We start from the raw sequence: 15,022 nt of genomic DNA on the forward strand, positions 1-15,022 counted from the left end.
CTGAACGACTGCATCCAGCCTGAAGCCGCAGCGTTGGCGATCTGTGGTGCAACGGTAGCCGACATGTGGTGGACCTGGAGGGTCGGTCAGACCAGACCACCCACGAACTTCTTGAACACCTGCGCAATTCTTGATGGAGCGGTGGAGGGGGCATTGGAACGCCGTGGCGACCATTGTCCCGTTCACGGGCCAGTAGCTGCACGCGGAATCGCCCCGGTCTACGACACAATAAGGAAACACCATGGCCACTTCGGACGCAGTGCTTGGGGCACCGCTGGCCGGGATCCAGGCCGAAACCCTAGATACACTCGATGACATTCAAATTCCCATGGCTCAACGGGTGGATACGCCTGTACATCGTCGCTGTCGCGCTGTGGGCTGTCTTCCTCTCATACTTGCTGTACACGGCCATGCCGATTCGGGCCAGTGATTACTCGATGGAGCACCGAGCCGCTGCATTGCTGACCGAGGAAATCGACCGGATTCTGAGAGCCCGTGACCCGATCGAGCGGTTCCAGGCTGCAGATGGCTTTTGTGACCGGTGGTATTTCAAGGCCTCCGAGCAGATGCCCTCAGCCAACAAGAATCAGTGCCTCGAATTCCTGGTCGCAACTGACAGAAATGTCGTCGCCGCGAACGCACACACCTTAATCACGCTCCGAGCCCCATTTCAGAAGGAGTTGGTCCGGGAGCTTCGCGAAGCACGGGATTCGCAGTTTCGGTCGGACCTAGGGGATTTGCTGCCGCACTTTGCGGTGCAGTTTTCCGGTGGTGCAGCGGGACTGCTCGCCATTGGTTTCTTGAGCGCGTGGGTTCGGCGGGGCTTTGGGGCTGGCAAACAGGCGTAGCTGCTTGCGCCGGTTGCCCGATGTCGCGCGTCCTGGACGACGAACTGGTAGGTAGTTTCACGCCGAGCGATGTGCACGCCTGCGCTTCAATCCCCGGACGCTGCGTCAGCGGCCGGAGTACGAATAGCCTCAACACGTGACAAGGGGGAGCCCATGGAAGCAGATCGACCGGAATCGCAGAAGGAACAACGATTTCCATGTCCCTGCGATGGAGAGAACAGCGATTGCATTCACTGTGACGGTGTTGGCTGGACGAGCCATCCGGTGGGCTTGAGGGCCCGCCGCACGCTCTCGCTGTCGAAACCAACGCCTGGCAGGTTTCGTGGCAAGCGGGAGTTGCTTTTCGAGCAGCAGTTCAAGCGCGAAATCCCGCACCTTGCGGCAAAGACGCTCGGGGCCCGGAAACAGGGGATTCGGAGTACAGCATTTGCCGAGTACATCAACCGGCTGATCGAAGCACTCGATACCGGAAACTCGGTTTCTTTCTGGCGCGGCTTTGTTCGCGAAGTAGAGTACGACGACGAGTTGGCGGCGCTCCAGTCACGCCTGCAGAGGTTGAACCTCGCAGCCTCTGAGCAGCTTCAAATCGTCGCGATTGCAGTGGGCGCATGCATCCGCGCCGGTGCCTGTCGCCCGGTCACGACCGGTAGTAGCGCGCCCAAGAATGCTGCTTCGCAGAAGGGTGACCGCGCCTCCCAGCAAGTCGAACGGGAGCAGCCGTTTGCTTGCCCCCATTGCGGCTCCCAGATCTACAACCAGCGCCAGCACAACCGGCTGTTTCACCCCAAGGCGAAGGACAGGGGCGCAGTAGTGCCCACGCGGCCTCTGAAAAAGCAGGCGCTGGAGCCAAGCCAGCGCGCTGAGGCTCGCTCACAACCCCCAATCACTCAGGCGAAGCCCCCCAAACGTAGGGCAGGCACAGCCTCCGGCAGATCGGTTCCAGAGCACGAGTCCGGGGAGGGTCTTGAGAGGGCCCGAGCAGACACAGGTCCAGTCGAGAGGGCAATGGACACGCGCGCTACCTGGGGCGGACGTTTCCGCGACACGAACGGTACCTTCGGCTCCTACCCCCTCCACGACAACATGGATGATGAATCGGACCCGGGCTAAAGTTTCCGGAGGCACAGCCATTCGATGTCGAAAAGTGTTTTCAACCTGACCTGCGAAATGATCATCCGCGAACTTGATCCTTCTAGCGCGCCGTCTCTTCGGAATCTTCGTGAACTTGTGGATGTCACGGGCACCCTGGGGTCCATCACGGAGCGCGAGGCAGCTCTGAGGCTTGAGACCATCGACGCCCTGCTGCGGCCACCGTTCGAGACGCTGGGAGGGGAAGTAGACGGCGTCCTTGTGGGGGCCGCGACTCTCTCCCTGATGCCCGATGATCCGTTGGATCCGGACGTTGGCGACTGGTTTGCAATTTCCGGGGTGCTTGTCCATCCGAGATTCGGTAATCGAGGATACGGCCGGAAGCTGATGGACATGTGCCTCGCCCTGGCGGGCTCACGAGGGGCAAGAGGTGTGTGTCTGGAAGTGAACGTCCCCAATCCCTTCGCGCTGCGCTTGTACGAGTCACTCGGGTTCGAAGCGTGGTCCACCTCCGAGAACGCCTACGAGCGCGGCGGCCAGGTCTTTGATCGGGTCTCAATGAGGAAGTGGGTCAACCCATGAGCTGGGGTCCTAGAATCGGTTAACAATAACTCGATCGTCTGCATGCTTATGCCGGAGGTATAGTATCCCCCGTGCCTGAGCTTGTCGGCGTCTACGAGGTAGACAGAGAAAAGCAAGTGCGCTGCTAGTCGCTGGGCATGCAACCATGCCGCCTACAAAGCAGTTCACCTCTTGAACGTGGAGGGTGAGGTTAAGCCGTACGGCTCCGAGTGCCGCAAGATGCTCTTTGGCTGAACTTCGAAGACTCAAGGAGCCTCGCACACAAGCGGCGAAAGACGGCTTACCGACGAAGAGCGGGAGCAACTGCTTCACAACACACCGGAGCTTCTTGCCAAGCTTAAGGCTAAACATGCTCAGCTACGCGCTGCAACCGAAGCAAAGCTTGCTGCGCTCAAGGCGACGTTCACCGCGAAAGGGAGTGTGGTTGGCACGGGGCGTGGTCTTGGTGAAAAGGCAAGCTCTTGGAACGGTCTTGAGCGCTGAAGTTGAGCGCCAGGCAAAGCAAAGAGTGCGCGCCCGATATCAAGTTGATCCGGACTTTGCTGGTTGGCGTGGATTGGTCTTGGCTGAGGTCAGGAAGATTGAACAAGGCGAATGACGTGCTTCTTTTTGACCTGTTAAAACTTGAATCATCTGAGCTTGAACCTGGGCGCTGCAAGGTTCACTTGGCCGGCTGGAACGGCCATGAAAGCCCCCTAGACGTGTACTTCAAGGGTGAGTTCGATTCATGGCAGAGCTGGCAGTCCAAACGTAACTTCGAACGCGAGTATGTTGTCTCGCTCATTCAGCTTCCAGAGCCCAGCCGGTGGCTCTATGTGGGGAGCTACTCGAGAGGTGGAAGCGAGAAGTTTGACGACCACGTTGAGTATGACCTGAGCCCCATGCCGAACACGCAGGGCTTGGCAGGACGAGCGGTCTGCGAGTTTCGACGGCCTAGCCGCAACCCGTACCTCCTTGGGGAGACGGTGGCGCCTTCGTGTGTCATTCACGAGGTCAAGAGCGAACGTCTTCAGCTCGCGGAATTCCCTGGCTTCAAGAACATTGATATCTCGTTCGGTGAGCTTGGCGTCATCGTCCGCCAAGCCATTCCTTCATGGCGCGCAGCACTGGAGAGTGTTGCTGGCGTCTACCTGATATCGGACCACAAGGACGGCAAGCTATATGTGGGCAGCGCAACGGGTGAGGGCGGCTTCTGGTCGCGCTGGTGCGCATACCTGGGCGGGCATGGCGACAACGTGAGGCTTCGACAGCTTATAAAAGAAGCCGGCCCGGCAAGAGCCGAGAGCTTCCACTTTTCAGTGCTGGAGATTGCCGACACCCACACAAAGCCAGAAGAGGTGTTGGCGCGCGAGGCCCACTGGAAGCGGGTCTTGCTGTCTCGGCTACACGGATACAACGGAAACTGAACCTGGCAACACCCATCGGGGTGCGAAAATGGGCAGAGATAAGCCGCTTAAAGTCGGCCAACTCTAAGGTGCCAAACCACACCCTGAAGACGTTAGTGTCTTGAAGCATTGCTTCGGCCAAACCCAAGCCAGGTGGCTCGTCCGACAGCGTTGTTGCGTTCAAGCATATGTCGCGCAAGGTGTTCCGCAGGGCCGTGCTTAACGGCATTCACCGAGAAATGCGGCTCGAAGAGCTTCTTGAGGAGATAGGCGTGGCAGGCGAGTTGGAGTTCGGCGGTCGTAGGTCAAAGGGCGTTTGGGTAGCCCCGTCCACCAACAGCCAAGCCCCACTGGCGACAGGTGGGCCAGTGCCATGGATGCAACTGTAAGGGCCAACGTCCACCCCAAAGCCTCCACGATTCGTTGTCTCCAGGTTTCATCGCCCACTCTCCAATGCCCGCTTCTGGCCGCTTGCGACCATTGGCGGAGGATACCTGCTGCAGGTGTTCATGTTGCCGGGCTTACTGGTCATCATCACCGGAATGCGCAAATTTTCAGAGATGGTGTTAAGGCCAAATCGCTTCTGAATAAAAAGACATTTCGCATCATGCTCACAATGCCCAGACAAGAGAATTGATTTCAGCGTGTGCTTGGATTTCAAGAGCGTACGCTTCCTCATTGCCTGTAAGACTGGCTAGCAAGCTGTGGAAGTAGGCCTTGCGCCCCTCGTATCCAAGCTCATTCAACAGTTCGCGAATCATTTTTTCGCCTGCAGCCTTGTGTCCCTGAGCGTATAGGAAGCAGCCTACTGCGAAATGATCCTTGTAGACCATTTGCCGCCTGGGTGTGGGTACTTCTGCTTCAATAATTTTCCGGAGTTTTTCGAGAGATTCTGGCTTCATTTGCCACCTTCGTTGTGGGTTTTTAAGCGTTCCCAGAAATGCGGCGTCAATCGAGAGGAAACGCGTACAAAAGACCAGTAAACACCAATAAAGCCCAAAGTCTTTCACTCTCAAGCAACAAGCGGAACGATTGTGCACATGTCTGGGTAGACTCGACGAAGAGAGTAAGGTTGCTAGACTTAATTAATGCATCAGTTCGCAAATGTAGTCTTTTATTGAACCATGAACACCGATCTAGGAACACTTATTGAGTCATCAATACCTACGTTTGCCCACAAGCGGCTTGAACGGTTCGCCGAATTTGAGCTTCGAGAACAAGTGGCTGAGCGTATTCACCGAAGTATGGGAACCGTGGATCTGTCTCAGGTAGCAGGAACGGAACATCCCGACTACTATGGAAGTTCTTGGCTCGAACTCCTTGGCAATCCTCCGGGTCGACCGTCCGGGCGACTCAAGCGTATTCATGGAGGCCTTCTTGAAATGTCCAGCAACCCTGATTACTATCTCAGCACTCAAAAGAAGAGCAACTGGAGCTTCTATTTAGTTAACGGAAAATATTACATATCATGTGGCACACACAGAACCATCATTGGTCGTTTTCTATTATCTTGCAACGGGCTTCCGACCGTCATCTCCGGTGTTGGAATAACCGAACTTGTTCTTCACGACTCGTACAAAAATAGAATTCAATTATTTGGTTAGGCATTCGAGCACAACCAATCTTTCCGCAAGTGTTCGAACAGATTAAAATAACTTCGCACTCTTGTACGGAGTTGATGGTACTTTTCCGCGTTAATAAATTTCTACCGAATTCACTTTGCCACGGAACGGCTCAAAAAAGCTTTTTAGAAATTTATCAAACAGCACATAACCCGCCGAATCTCTGTGACTAGATCGCCCAATCATTTTCTTCTATCGTCTCTTTCCTGACTGCTGACCAATATCTTTTAAGCGGCGATCTAATTCGCCTATCCGAGTCCTCAAAGCTCCATTTAGCAACAACAGAGCTTTGTTCGTCTTCTTTAAAAGCTTCAATTCTCGTTCAAGCTCATCAATTATTTTTGTAAAATTTTTCGCCGGCTTCGCGGCAGAAGCATCAGACTTGTGGCGCTTTAGGGACGCTACCACTTCGGCATGCGATGTGTATAAATTCGATCGGCTCACGCCCGCTTGCTTTGCCAATGAGTTGATTGAAAGAGGCACCCCAGGATACTGGGATTTGTGCAAAGCAATTACAGCCCCAATTCTTTCAGCCACGTTTAGTGTTTTACTACTTTCTTTCATGGAAGACTTTAACTAGCCCGTGTAAGATTTGATGCGTTCCCTCCAGCCGCTGCTCTACCATTTTCTTTGTTTGATCGGGTACATATTTGTTTTTGAGAAAATTTTGGTCTTGCTTTGCTCTCTCATTCCACCAAATCGCATGTTTCTCCGTTACAACAAAATTTGAGCATCCACCACAAATATGAGGCGATCGTTCCAGCTCATTTGGACCATTCCGGTCACCGTGGCATGCTGATGTCGATTGGGCATATAGACAATAGCCCCAGTTGCATGGGGCAATACGGACACCACTCGCGATCAACTCTTCCACTTTCCTCTTCATCATTAGTTTTCCACGAAATCTATTGCTAGAAGCCCTAAAATTTTCTACATGTCCTGCTGCACGGCCGGATAGATATTTTGCGGAGAGTAAATTTGTAAGCGCTTGGGCAAGTTCCAGCCGGTCAGCTTCTTCAAGAAGTTTATGTAGATCTAAATTGTTTACATAGGCGCCATCTGTGAATGCACGGTAAGCGTGACCAAAATGCAGAGACAAAGACTCCAGCATCGCCTTATCGCGACGCACTGTGAAAGCCGCAAAGGTTTTTCTTGCTGCATGTGGGTGCAAATTCCGCACCTTAGGCCTATGTGCTCTGAACTTGGCGTCTGCAAAAGCCCTCATGGCAGTGACAGGGGACACGGACGTCATCCGTCCCAACCTCCTGCCTGGCAAAGGAATTGCGGCTCCGCTGCTCCTAAGCACAAAGAGTGCTTCGTTTCCTGTAGCCTGACGAGCCACCTGATGTAAGTTCTCAATCCATTCGATGACAGTCGGAATCGGATCTGCGACAGCCCACTCACGAAGAGCTCCATTTTTTTTCGCTGCTATTCCTACGATTACATGAGCATCTCCTGACGATTTTTCGTCACTGCGGACCCGCACACAGCCGCAGTCAAGGCGCACAAGCTCAGCGGCACGAAGTCCGACAGTAAATAACAGTACGTTGATCGCAGCCCCAACTGACGCCGTGAATGCCGCAGCGATGCCAAAGCCATTACAAGGAACGTCAAGTTTTTGAGAAATTTCTTGAAATTCCTTTCTTTTACAAATATCAGAATAGAGCACCGTTTGTGCTTTAGCTTTCTGACCCCTTGTCTTCCCTATCCAGCGGCTATGCGCATCATATATATCCTTGGCGGTGCTCACGCAGAATGCACCATATTTTTCAATCCACTCCAGCGAATCAGCGATAAGAGCCAAGGCAGCATCCTCATCTATTGCAACCCAAGGTCGATTTTCTCGCGATGGACACTTTCTCCAGATTTCTTCTTCATAGTCTGCGATATCAAATCGAAGACCCGATGAACAATCCTCTCTGATTCTCGAGAGCCTTCGCAGCATGTCCAAATAATACGCAATAGTTGCCGTTGAAGGATTTTCATTTGAGTGTCGCGCCGACCTAGACGCCAAAAAATCAATGGCATCATCCGGCGATAGCTCAGATAATCGGAAAACACCCCGACCCATCATCCAATGGAAAAAAACACGAAGATGTTTATACTTATTATTTATCGATTGAGCACTTACACCTGCACGCCACTTGGTTGACGGATGCTCTATATAGTCCTTCAAGAACAACTTACCGACTTCAATCAATCGAGATCTTTGATGTTTTGTACCGACCCCATCCGGCAAGAAATTTAACCAACTGATCTCAACAATTTCGGAGGCGTACAAAGCGTGACTACTCAAACTCCAAACGTATTTACCTTCTGATATAAGCACCGATCCCATTTCTTACTCCAACCGCGGCAGTGGCGGTACTCGTATCGCCATAGCTTTATTCAGCACTGGCTTCGAGACTGCGGGCAAGATGTTATTTCTGAGAATGTCCATCGTTGCTTGATAAAGTACGTCAAACCTTTTGCTCCACCCCTCCTTCACAGCACGATCACGCTCAGCAGCAAGGTGTCGAGATGCCGCCACTAGCTTTGCGACGCAAACTGGATCATCCACTACCACAATGGCCCCAGAACAGCCGGAGCACTGATTGAATTTCGGACATGCAACTCCAGGTCGGCTACCCTCCGCAATTCCTGCGAGGGGATCCTTACATCCAAAACCAAATAATGTTTCGGCACTCGAACAAGAATTCGCATATTTTTGGGTCACCGCCTTTTCGCCCGAATTGAACCTCTGCGTCTCCTGGATCATTATTCCCTGAAATTTCCTGATCTGCGACTGATGGTCTATGGTTCTATCACTAAGCGAGGTGTAATTTTGAGTGACCTTAGGGCTTTTATGTTGAAGCCGTTGCTGAGCACTTGCAATGCTGCGTCCTGCTTTGTGGTGAAGTATGGCGCCGGAGCGCCGGAGATCACCTAGATCAAAGTGTGGAAGATTGTGCTTCTTGCGAAATGCTATTAAACAATTATGCATTTCCTGCCAACTTGGAACTGTCACCTTCATACTTACAGTTCTGCAAATGAATAATGCATCACTATACGCAGGGACCGCCAAGTGTCGCAGCTCAAAATTTTTATCCAATAGCATTCTTGCAATATTTGGCGCTGACCACTTTTTATCTTTATGAAACTCGGGAATTTGCAATCTCCGCGACCTCTGCTTTAACCAAACAAAACGCTCCAAATCGTCTCGGAATGGAACAGGCATGATGCAATCCATTTCCGCAAGTCTCAAAGACTGAGGATTCGCTGAGGCTTGAATTAAAATCGCCAAGTAGTACGGAAACAGATCTTCTATCGACAGGTAGTACTTTGAATATATCTCGCGCAAACCACCACACTCATTGATTGATTTCTTGAGACTATATTGTTTAGGCGCTTGTTTGAGTTGCTCCGCAGTAGCGAGCATTCCACCTCCCGCTCCAAGCAAAGATCGTAGAACATCTGCGATCAGAATCGGCTCTTCGCTCAAAGGCAATAGGCGAAATTTAACTCGCGCAGCTTCACTGGCTTCAATGTCTGCATAGCAGCAAGCAAGAATTTGCGCCAGTACTTCGGCATCAGGAGGATTATTCCTTGACGTAGGGCTAGATTTCGCAAGCGATGCTGCCTGGCCTCTCTCGAGCCGAATATTCCTGTCGATGACATCCGGAATATTTCTAAGCAGCCAATTAAGAGTTCGATATGCTGCGTTGTACGCAGCGCCAGTAGTTTTCAGTGACGTCCCAGTCGCTTCCAAATATTTGCCAAAACGCTTCAAACAATCTGCGGGGAATTTTTTGACATATCCATATTCCTTCGACAAGAAATATCCAAAACTCCTCACCAGCCGCCAATTCGCATTTTGAGATTCGACAGCATTTCCGCCTTGCAAAGCAACAAACGACCTAGCGGTTGCTTCAGCTAAAACTTCTGAGAATCCCGCTGCATGAAAATCGAGTATCGACATAGGAGCGGCATTCTCCCCAACCCACAATTCGAGTACATAGCCTGTACGGATCTGGCGAACTGCTAGTGGCTTCATTGGGTGGCCCCGTAGAGAAAGCTAAGTGCTTCTCTGACCTCATCCGAACTAACTTCAAGAGCCCGCAGATAAATTTCAGTTGTCGTCACGTTTGCATGACCCAGTAAAAATTGAACAACTTTTACTGGGTTTATTTGTTTTCCGGCACTTTCAACCGACTCCAAATAACCCAAACAATAAATTGCAAACGAATGCCGCAAATGATGCAATGTTGCACGACTTCCTACAAGATTCGCATATTTTCTAAATGCTCGACTCAGTGTTTCGACGGAAAATGGGGCGCCCCTTTGACTCAAAAAAACATAATCCGCATACTGATCATTTATGGGTACCGGTCGGTCTACTAAACAATACCAGTGGGTTTCTTCTACAAGCGCTGCGGGTGCGTAAATGGTGGCTGTTCTGCCACCTTTTCGAACGACGTCAATTGGAACGGGATCCAATCCGCTGGAGGCAATTTGTGCCGGCGTCATAAGTCGACTTAAGCGAAGGTTCGCAACTTCGAAACGCCTTAGCCCTGTAACCAATCCCCACCGAAACATTAATTTGAATGGCTCGGGAGTTATGGCAAAAAGACGCGCTAGCTCCTCAAAGCCAAGCGTGCGGGGTGTCGACTCTGTTGGGGCGATTCGAAGGCTATCCGATGAACGCTTTGTTTGACTACGTTCGCCGCAATACGGCAGCCGCAGCGAATTTCGGGTGCAAACAAATTCACCAAGCGGAGTCATGAGAAGTTTTTTTCGATGCAACCACGCATGAAAAGCTTCCACAGCAGTCACACGAAGATTCACCGTGTTTGCTGTGTATGCCTTCGTACCACCCTGCCCTTGAGTGCTGACAAGTGCGTTCCTAAAGGTAGATAGCATCTCCTCTGTAGCTTCTTCTAGTGAAGAGTCTTTTGATTCGATGAACCTCAACCAAGCAAGCAAACATTCCGCGTAGGTGGAAGCCGTTTTACCGGTAGCACTCGACTTCAGTAAAGCAAGGGACGAGATGAACTGATTTGGAAGATCCAGAGGCAGACCGCTATCGTCTAGTAAGACGGGAAGCACTGGCAGGTCTATTGAGTACAGGAGAGCAAGATCCTCGGGAAGTCCGGCGAGGGCGACGACCTCTTCTGCATCACGGAAAGACTGAGATGGACGGATCAATTCGATTCGCATGCAATGCTCCTAGTTCACTGCACCTTATCGGAGGTAAACGCATGGGAACACATACAGACAGTTCCTGCAACCTAATGCCCGAGTTTCCGCGTGCTGCCCTGGAGGCCCTGCGCGAACCGCTGGAGACAGGACACATCACCATCTCCAGAGCGGCGCAGCGTGCGGATTTCCCCGCCCGGTTCCAGATGGTTGCGGCCATGACCCCTGCCCGTGCGGCTACCTGGGCTCCACCCAGCGCGCGTGCCGCTGCACGCCCGACCAGGTGAACCGCTACCAGGCCAAGCTCAGCGGCCCGCTGCTGGACCGCATTGACCTGCATGTGGAGGTGCCCGCCCTGCCCGCCGACCAGCTGGTGCAGGCACCCGCGGGCGAAGCCAGCGAGGCGATCCGCGAACGCGTGGCGCAGGCCCGCGCCGTGGCACTGGCGCGGCAAGGCAAGACCAACCAGGCGCTGCAGGGCCAGGAGATCGACACCCACCTGCACCTGCAGGATGCCGCCGCCAAATTCCTCAACACCGCCGCCGCCCGCCTGGGCTGGTCGGCCCGCAGCACGCACCGTGCGCTGAAGGTGGCGCGCACCATTGCCGACCTGGCGGGTGCACCCTCGACCGAAGTGGGCCATGTGGCCGAGGCCGTGCAATACCGGCGCGTGCTGCGCAGCCCCGTCTGAGAGCCACAGGCGCCGATGCTGCACCGTGTGTGTCGCCTGCCACACATCAATTACTATAATTTTTATAGCAATACATATCCGTCAAATAAGCGCTAGCGGCTGATTTGAATCAAATTTCCGTGCAACCTGCTGCCAACCCGCGCCCACCCCCCGCCACAATCACCCCATGTCCAGCGTTCGCCCCACCAAAAAGACCACCGCCTCCATGGTTCCAGCCAACCCGGCGCCCGCACCCGAATCGGTGGATACCGGCTTTCTGCGCACCCTGGTGGGCTACAACGCGCGGCGCGCATCGCTGGCCGTGATCGAGGTGTTCATGGAGCGCATGGCGGTGTACCGCCTCAAGGTGGTGGATTTTTCGGTGCTGTCGCTGGTGGCGCACAACCCGGGCGTGACCTCGCGCCAGCTGTGCGTGACGCTGGGCGTGTTGCCGCCCAACCTGGTGGGCCTGGTGGCTGCGCTGGAGCGGCGCGGCCTGATCGAGCGCCGCCCCCACCCCAGCGACGGCCGCGCCATGGGCCTGCACCTGACGCCCGCCGGTGTGGAGCTGACGGCCCAGGCCGAGCAGACCGCCGCGCAGCTGGAGGTGGACGCCACCGCAGGCCTCACTGCCGCCGAACGCAAGACGCTGATCCGCCTGCTGCAAAAGGTCTACACCCGCGACGGAGCCTGACAAAACCAAGGGGCGCTGCAGCCAGCGCCCCTTGGTTTTTGGTTTTGTGCCCGGCTTCGGGCGGCTTCTGCGCCCCGTTTATTCGCCTGCGGCCGCCTGTGCCACCGCCTCAGACTTCGCCGCCATGGCCGCCGCCAGCCCGCCCCACTTTTCGTGGAACAGGCCCGCGTCCATGGTCTTCACATTGCGCATGATCGGCTTGAAGCCCATGTGCGCCAGCACGTCGCGCTCGAGGTCAATGCCGGGCGCGATCTCGGTCAGCTCCAGGCCTTCGGTGGTCAGGTGGAACACGGCGCGTTCGGTCACGAAGAGCACGTTCTGCTCCCGCTGGGCAGCATCCAGCCCGTTGAAGGTGATCTGCTCGACCTTCTCGATGAACTTGCGCGAGCGGCCTTCCTTGACGATGGTGAGCTGGCCGTCGGCCACCTTCACCTCCAGGCCACCTGCCGTGAAGGTGCCGCAGAACACCAGGTTCTTGGTCGAGCGCGTGATGTTCACAAAACCACCGCAGCCCACGGGTCGGCCGTTGAACTTGCTCACGTTCACGTTGCCGTGGTTGTCGGCCTGCGCCAGGCCCAGGAAGCTCGCGTCCAGCCCGCCGCCGTCGTAGAAGTCGAACTGCAGTGACTGCTCAATGATCGCGTCGGCGTTGTAGGCCGTGCCAAAGTCGCCCAGCTGCGCGGGAATGCCGCCGGTGATGCCACTTTCCACGCTCAGCGTGAACTGGTCCGCCACGCCCTCTTCCGCCGCCACCGACGGCACACCGGCCGGAATACCGATGCCCAGGTTGGTGATGGCGCCAGGTTTCAGCTCCAGCGCGGTGCGGCGTGCGATGACCTTGCGTTCATCCAATGCCATGGGCGCCAGCGAGTTCACCGGCACGCGCACGTCGCCACACAGCGCGGCGTTGAACTGCGTGGTGATGGTCTGCATGTGGTTCTCGGGCTGGCTGACCACCACATAGTCCACCGACACGCCCGGCACCTTGACCGACTTGGGGTGCAGGCTGCCCGCCTTGACGATGCGCTCCACCTGCGCGATCACGATGCCGCCGCAGGCCTTGGCCGCGTGGGCGATGTTGATCTGCTCCAGCAGCACGCCTTCCTTGTCGAGCGTGATGTTGCCGTTCTCATCGGCCAGCGTGCCGCGGATGATGGCCACATCGACCTTGGGCGCGGGGTAGAACAGCCACTCCTCGCCGTTGAACTCGACGAGCTTGACCAGGTCTTCGGTGGACTTGCTGTTGAGCTTGCCGCCTTCGATGCGCGGGTCTACAAACGTGCCCAGGCCCACCTTGGTCAGCAGCCCGGGGCTGCGGCTGGCAATGTGGCGCGTGAGGTGCGACAGACTGCCTTGCGGGAAGTTGTAGGCCTCCACCTCGCCGTCAAACACCATCTTCATCATCTCGGCGCCGGTCTGGCCGAAGTGGCCCGCCACGGTGCGCTTGATCATGCCGGGGTGGGCAAAGTGCACCATGCCCGCGTCCTTGCTGTTGCCAATAGCGCCGCAGGCCCAGGTGGTCACGTTCTTCGGACTGCCGTGGTCGAGGAAATTTTTCTCGATGCCCTTGAGCACTTCCTCGGGCAGGCTGGAGACGGCCAGGCCGCCCAGGAAGATGGTGGCGTTGTCGGGGATGAGTGCCCCGGCCTGGGCTGCGGTGATGATTTTCATGGTGTGCTTTGCAAAATGTGGATTCAGGGTTCAGGCGTCGGGGTTCTCGATCAGCAGAGCAATGCCCTGACCGCCGCCCACACAGGCGCTGGAGATGCCGTAGCGCAGCCCACGGCGGCGCAGCTCGCGCGCCAGGGTCACCGTCAGGCGCACGCCGGTGGCTGCCAACGGGTGGCCCAGGGCAATCGCACCGCCGTTCACGTTGAGCTTGTTCAGGTCCAGCTCCAGCTCGCGGCCCACGGCCAGGGTCTGTGCGCCCTGGGCTTCGTTGATTTCGAACAGGCCGATGTCATCCAGCGTGAGGCCGGTGCGCGCCAGCAGCGCGCGGATGGCCGGGGCCGGGCCGATGCCCATGTACTCGGGCGCCACGCCCACAGCGGCCACACCGCGCAGGCGCGCCAGGGGCTTGAGGCCACGCTGCTGCACATAGGCATCGCTGGCCACCACGGCGCCCACGGCGCCGTCCACCAGGGCCGAGCTGTTGCCAGCGGTCTGCACGCCGCCGGGGTAGACCGTGCGCAGCGAGGCCAGGGCTTCAACCGGCGAGGGGCGCGGGTGGGTGTCGCGGTCCAGCTGCGCCACCTTGCGAGGCAGCGTGATGCCGCGCGTGGCGTAGCCTTCCAGTTCAAACTTCTCGCTGGTCACTGGCACGATCTCGCCCGCCAGAAAGCCATCTACCTGCGCCTTGAGCGCGCGGGCGAAGGATTGCGATGCGTAGGCGTCCACGTCTTCGCGCGTGATGCCGTACTTCTTGGCTAGGTTCTCGGCCGTTTCGATCATGGTGACGGGGCCGGCCGTGTCGATCAACGCCTCCATCAGGAAGTCCTTGAACTCCACGGGCGCGCCCAGCTTGAAGCCGGTGCGGTGTGTGTAGGCCGCAATCGGGTTGCGCGTCATGGACTCGGTGCCCACCACCAGCGCCACGTCGGTGTAGCCCAGCGCGATCTGGTCTGCGGCCTGGCGGAACAGCTCAAAGCCCGTGCCGCAGATGCGTTGCACCAGGATGGCGGGCACGGCCTGCGGCACGCCTGCATACAGGCCAATGTGGCGCGGCAGCACAAAGGCGTCGAAATCGGCCTGCGCCATGGAGCCGGTGATGACCGAGCCCACATCGGCTGCGGGCACGCCGCTGCGCTCCAGCACGGCGCGCGCCACCTTGATACCCATGTCGGTGGGCGACACATGGCCCAGCGGGCCGCAGTAATCGACCATGGGCGTGCGCACGCCGTCTACCAGCCAGGCGTTCAGGGGCGCGGAGAAAGAGCTTGTCGAAGTGGTAGTCATGG

13 protein-coding genes and 1 pseudogene are annotated in these 15,022 nt (G+C 56.1%); 7 read left to right on the forward strand and 7 right to left on the reverse strand.

Annotation, left to right across the window (positions count from 1 at the left end):
* The first annotated feature begins 311 nt into the window (after window positions 1-311).
* The 4 genes from LPA35_RS10105 (at window position 312) to LPA35_RS10120 (ending at window position 3,925) form a co-directional block, all read left to right on the forward strand.
* Window positions 312-848 carry a hypothetical protein gene (locus LPA35_RS10105; protein ID WP_228896879.1) on the forward strand — a complete coding sequence of 179 codons (537 nt, stop codon included), beginning with the start codon at window positions 312-314 and terminating at the stop codon, window positions 846-848.
* A 153-nt stretch (window positions 849-1,001) separates the two neighbouring features.
* Window positions 1,002-1,958 carry a hypothetical protein gene (locus tag LPA35_RS10110; protein ID WP_228896880.1) on the forward strand — a complete coding sequence of 319 codons (957 nt, stop codon included), beginning with the start codon at window positions 1,002-1,004 and terminating at the stop codon, window positions 1,956-1,958.
* Between the two features lie 57 nt (window positions 1,959-2,015).
* Window positions 2,016-2,519 carry a GNAT family N-acetyltransferase gene (locus tag LPA35_RS10115; RefSeq protein ID WP_228896881.1) on the forward strand — a complete coding sequence of 168 codons (504 nt, stop codon included), beginning with the start codon at window positions 2,016-2,018 and terminating at the stop codon, window positions 2,517-2,519.
* Between the two features lie 599 nt (window positions 2,520-3,118).
* Window positions 3,119-3,925: a GIY-YIG nuclease family protein gene (locus LPA35_RS10120; protein WP_228896882.1), complete on the forward strand. Its 807-nt coding sequence runs from the start codon at window positions 3,119-3,121 to the stop codon at window positions 3,923-3,925.
* A 590-nt stretch (window positions 3,926-4,515) separates the two neighbouring features.
* Here LPA35_RS10120 and LPA35_RS10125 read toward each other — a convergent pair.
* Window positions 4,516-4,806 carry a hypothetical protein gene (locus LPA35_RS10125; protein ID WP_228896883.1) on the reverse strand — a complete coding sequence of 97 codons (291 nt, stop codon included), beginning with the start codon at window positions 4,804-4,806 and terminating at the stop codon, window positions 4,516-4,518.
* Between the two features lie 222 nt (window positions 4,807-5,028).
* On the opposite strand from LPA35_RS10125, the gene LPA35_RS10130 reads away from it, so the two are divergent.
* Entirely contained in the window at window positions 5,029-5,508 is a 480-nt protein-coding gene (locus LPA35_RS10130) for a hypothetical protein (protein ID WP_228896884.1), read from the forward strand.
* A 210-nt stretch (window positions 5,509-5,718) separates the two neighbouring features.
* Here LPA35_RS10130 and LPA35_RS10135 read toward each other — a convergent pair whose 3' ends face one another.
* Genes LPA35_RS10135 through LPA35_RS10150 form a run of 4 tightly spaced genes read right to left on the reverse strand, consistent with a single transcriptional unit; the run spans window position 5,719 to window position 10,722 of the window.
* Window positions 5,719-6,090 carry a hypothetical protein gene (locus LPA35_RS10135; RefSeq protein WP_228896885.1) on the reverse strand — a complete coding sequence of 124 codons (372 nt, stop codon included), beginning with the start codon at window positions 6,088-6,090 and terminating at the stop codon, window positions 5,719-5,721.
* Window positions 6,077-7,864 (reverse strand): hypothetical protein, encoded by a 1,788-nt coding sequence (locus LPA35_RS10140; protein ID WP_228896886.1) that lies wholly within the window; start codon window positions 7,862-7,864, stop codon window positions 6,077-6,079. The genes LPA35_RS10135 and LPA35_RS10140 overlap by 14 nt, the downstream gene beginning before the upstream one ends.
* A 3-nt stretch (window positions 7,865-7,867) precedes the next feature.
* Window positions 7,868-9,559 (reverse strand): hypothetical protein, encoded by a 1,692-nt coding sequence (locus tag LPA35_RS10145; RefSeq protein ID WP_228896887.1) that lies wholly within the window; start codon window positions 9,557-9,559, stop codon window positions 7,868-7,870.
* Window positions 9,556-10,722: a tyrosine-type recombinase/integrase gene (locus tag LPA35_RS10150; RefSeq protein WP_228896888.1), complete on the reverse strand. Its 1,167-nt coding sequence runs from the start codon at window positions 10,720-10,722 to the stop codon at window positions 9,556-9,558. The genes LPA35_RS10145 and LPA35_RS10150 overlap by 4 nt, the downstream gene beginning before the upstream one ends.
* Window positions 10,723-10,799: 77 nt before the next feature.
* Between LPA35_RS10150 and LPA35_RS10155 the strand changes: the two are divergent.
* Window positions 10,800-11,392 (forward strand): annotated as a pseudogene (locus tag LPA35_RS10155) (ATP-binding protein); the annotation flags it as partial.
* Between the two features lie 166 nt (window positions 11,393-11,558).
* Entirely contained in the window at window positions 11,559-12,065 is a 507-nt protein-coding gene (locus LPA35_RS10160; protein WP_370641403.1) for a MarR family winged helix-turn-helix transcriptional regulator, read from the forward strand.
* A 78-nt stretch (window positions 12,066-12,143) separates the two neighbouring features.
* Here LPA35_RS10160 and LPA35_RS10165 read toward each other — a convergent pair whose 3' ends face one another.
* Together LPA35_RS10165 and LPA35_RS10170 are read right to left on the reverse strand one after the other, a co-directional pair.
* Window positions 12,144-13,736, reverse strand: a complete 1,593-nt coding sequence (locus LPA35_RS10165; protein WP_228896889.1) for an acyl CoA:acetate/3-ketoacid CoA transferase — start codon at window positions 13,734-13,736, stop codon at window positions 12,144-12,146.
* Window positions 13,737-13,766: 30 nt separating this feature from the next.
* Entirely contained in the window at window positions 13,767-15,020 is a 1,254-nt protein-coding gene (locus LPA35_RS10170; protein ID WP_228896890.1) for a thiolase family protein, read from the reverse strand.
* Window positions 15,021-15,022 lie beyond the last annotated feature (2 nt).

The sequence above is a fragment of the Acidovorax sp. Leaf73 genome, assembly GCF_916855635.1.
Lineage (GTDB): Bacteria > Pseudomonadota > Gammaproteobacteria > Burkholderiales > Burkholderiaceae_C > Acidovorax > Acidovorax facilis.

Coding starts and splice junctions, on each gene's coding strand:
- LPA35_RS10105 (WP_228896879.1), top strand. CDS start 312: ATGACATTCAAATTCCCATGGCTCAACGGGTGGATACGCCTGTACATC.
- LPA35_RS10110 (WP_228896880.1), top strand. CDS start 1,002: ATGGAAGCAGATCGACCGGAATCGCAGAAGGAACAACGATTTCCATGT.
- LPA35_RS10115 (WP_228896881.1), top strand. CDS start 2,016: ATGATCATCCGCGAACTTGATCCTTCTAGCGCGCCGTCTCTTCGGAAT.
- LPA35_RS10125 (WP_228896883.1), bottom strand. CDS start 4,806: ATGAAGCCAGAATCTCTCGAAAAACTCCGGAAAATTATTGAAGCAGAA.
- LPA35_RS10130 (WP_228896884.1), top strand. CDS start 5,029: ATGAACACCGATCTAGGAACACTTATTGAGTCATCAATACCTACGTTT.
- LPA35_RS10135 (WP_228896885.1), bottom strand. CDS start 6,090: ATGAAAGAAAGTAGTAAAACACTAAACGTGGCTGAAAGAATTGGGGCT.
- LPA35_RS10140 (WP_228896886.1), bottom strand. CDS start 7,864: ATGGGATCGGTGCTTATATCAGAAGGTAAATACGTTTGGAGTTTGAGT.
- LPA35_RS10145 (WP_228896887.1), bottom strand. CDS start 9,559: ATGAAGCCACTAGCAGTTCGCCAGATCCGTACAGGCTATGTACTCGAA.
- LPA35_RS10150 (WP_228896888.1), bottom strand. CDS start 10,722: ATGCGAATCGAATTGATCCGTCCATCTCAGTCTTTCCGTGATGCAGAA.
- LPA35_RS10160 (WP_370641403.1), top strand. CDS start 11,559: ATGTCCAGCGTTCGCCCCACCAAAAAGACCACCGCCTCCATGGTTCCA.
- LPA35_RS10165 (WP_228896889.1), bottom strand. CDS start 13,736: ATGAAAATCATCACCGCAGCCCAGGCCGGGGCACTCATCCCCGACAAC.
- LPA35_RS10170 (WP_228896890.1), bottom strand. CDS start 15,020: ATGACTACCACTTCGACAAGCTCTTTCTCCGCGCCCCTGAACGCCTGG.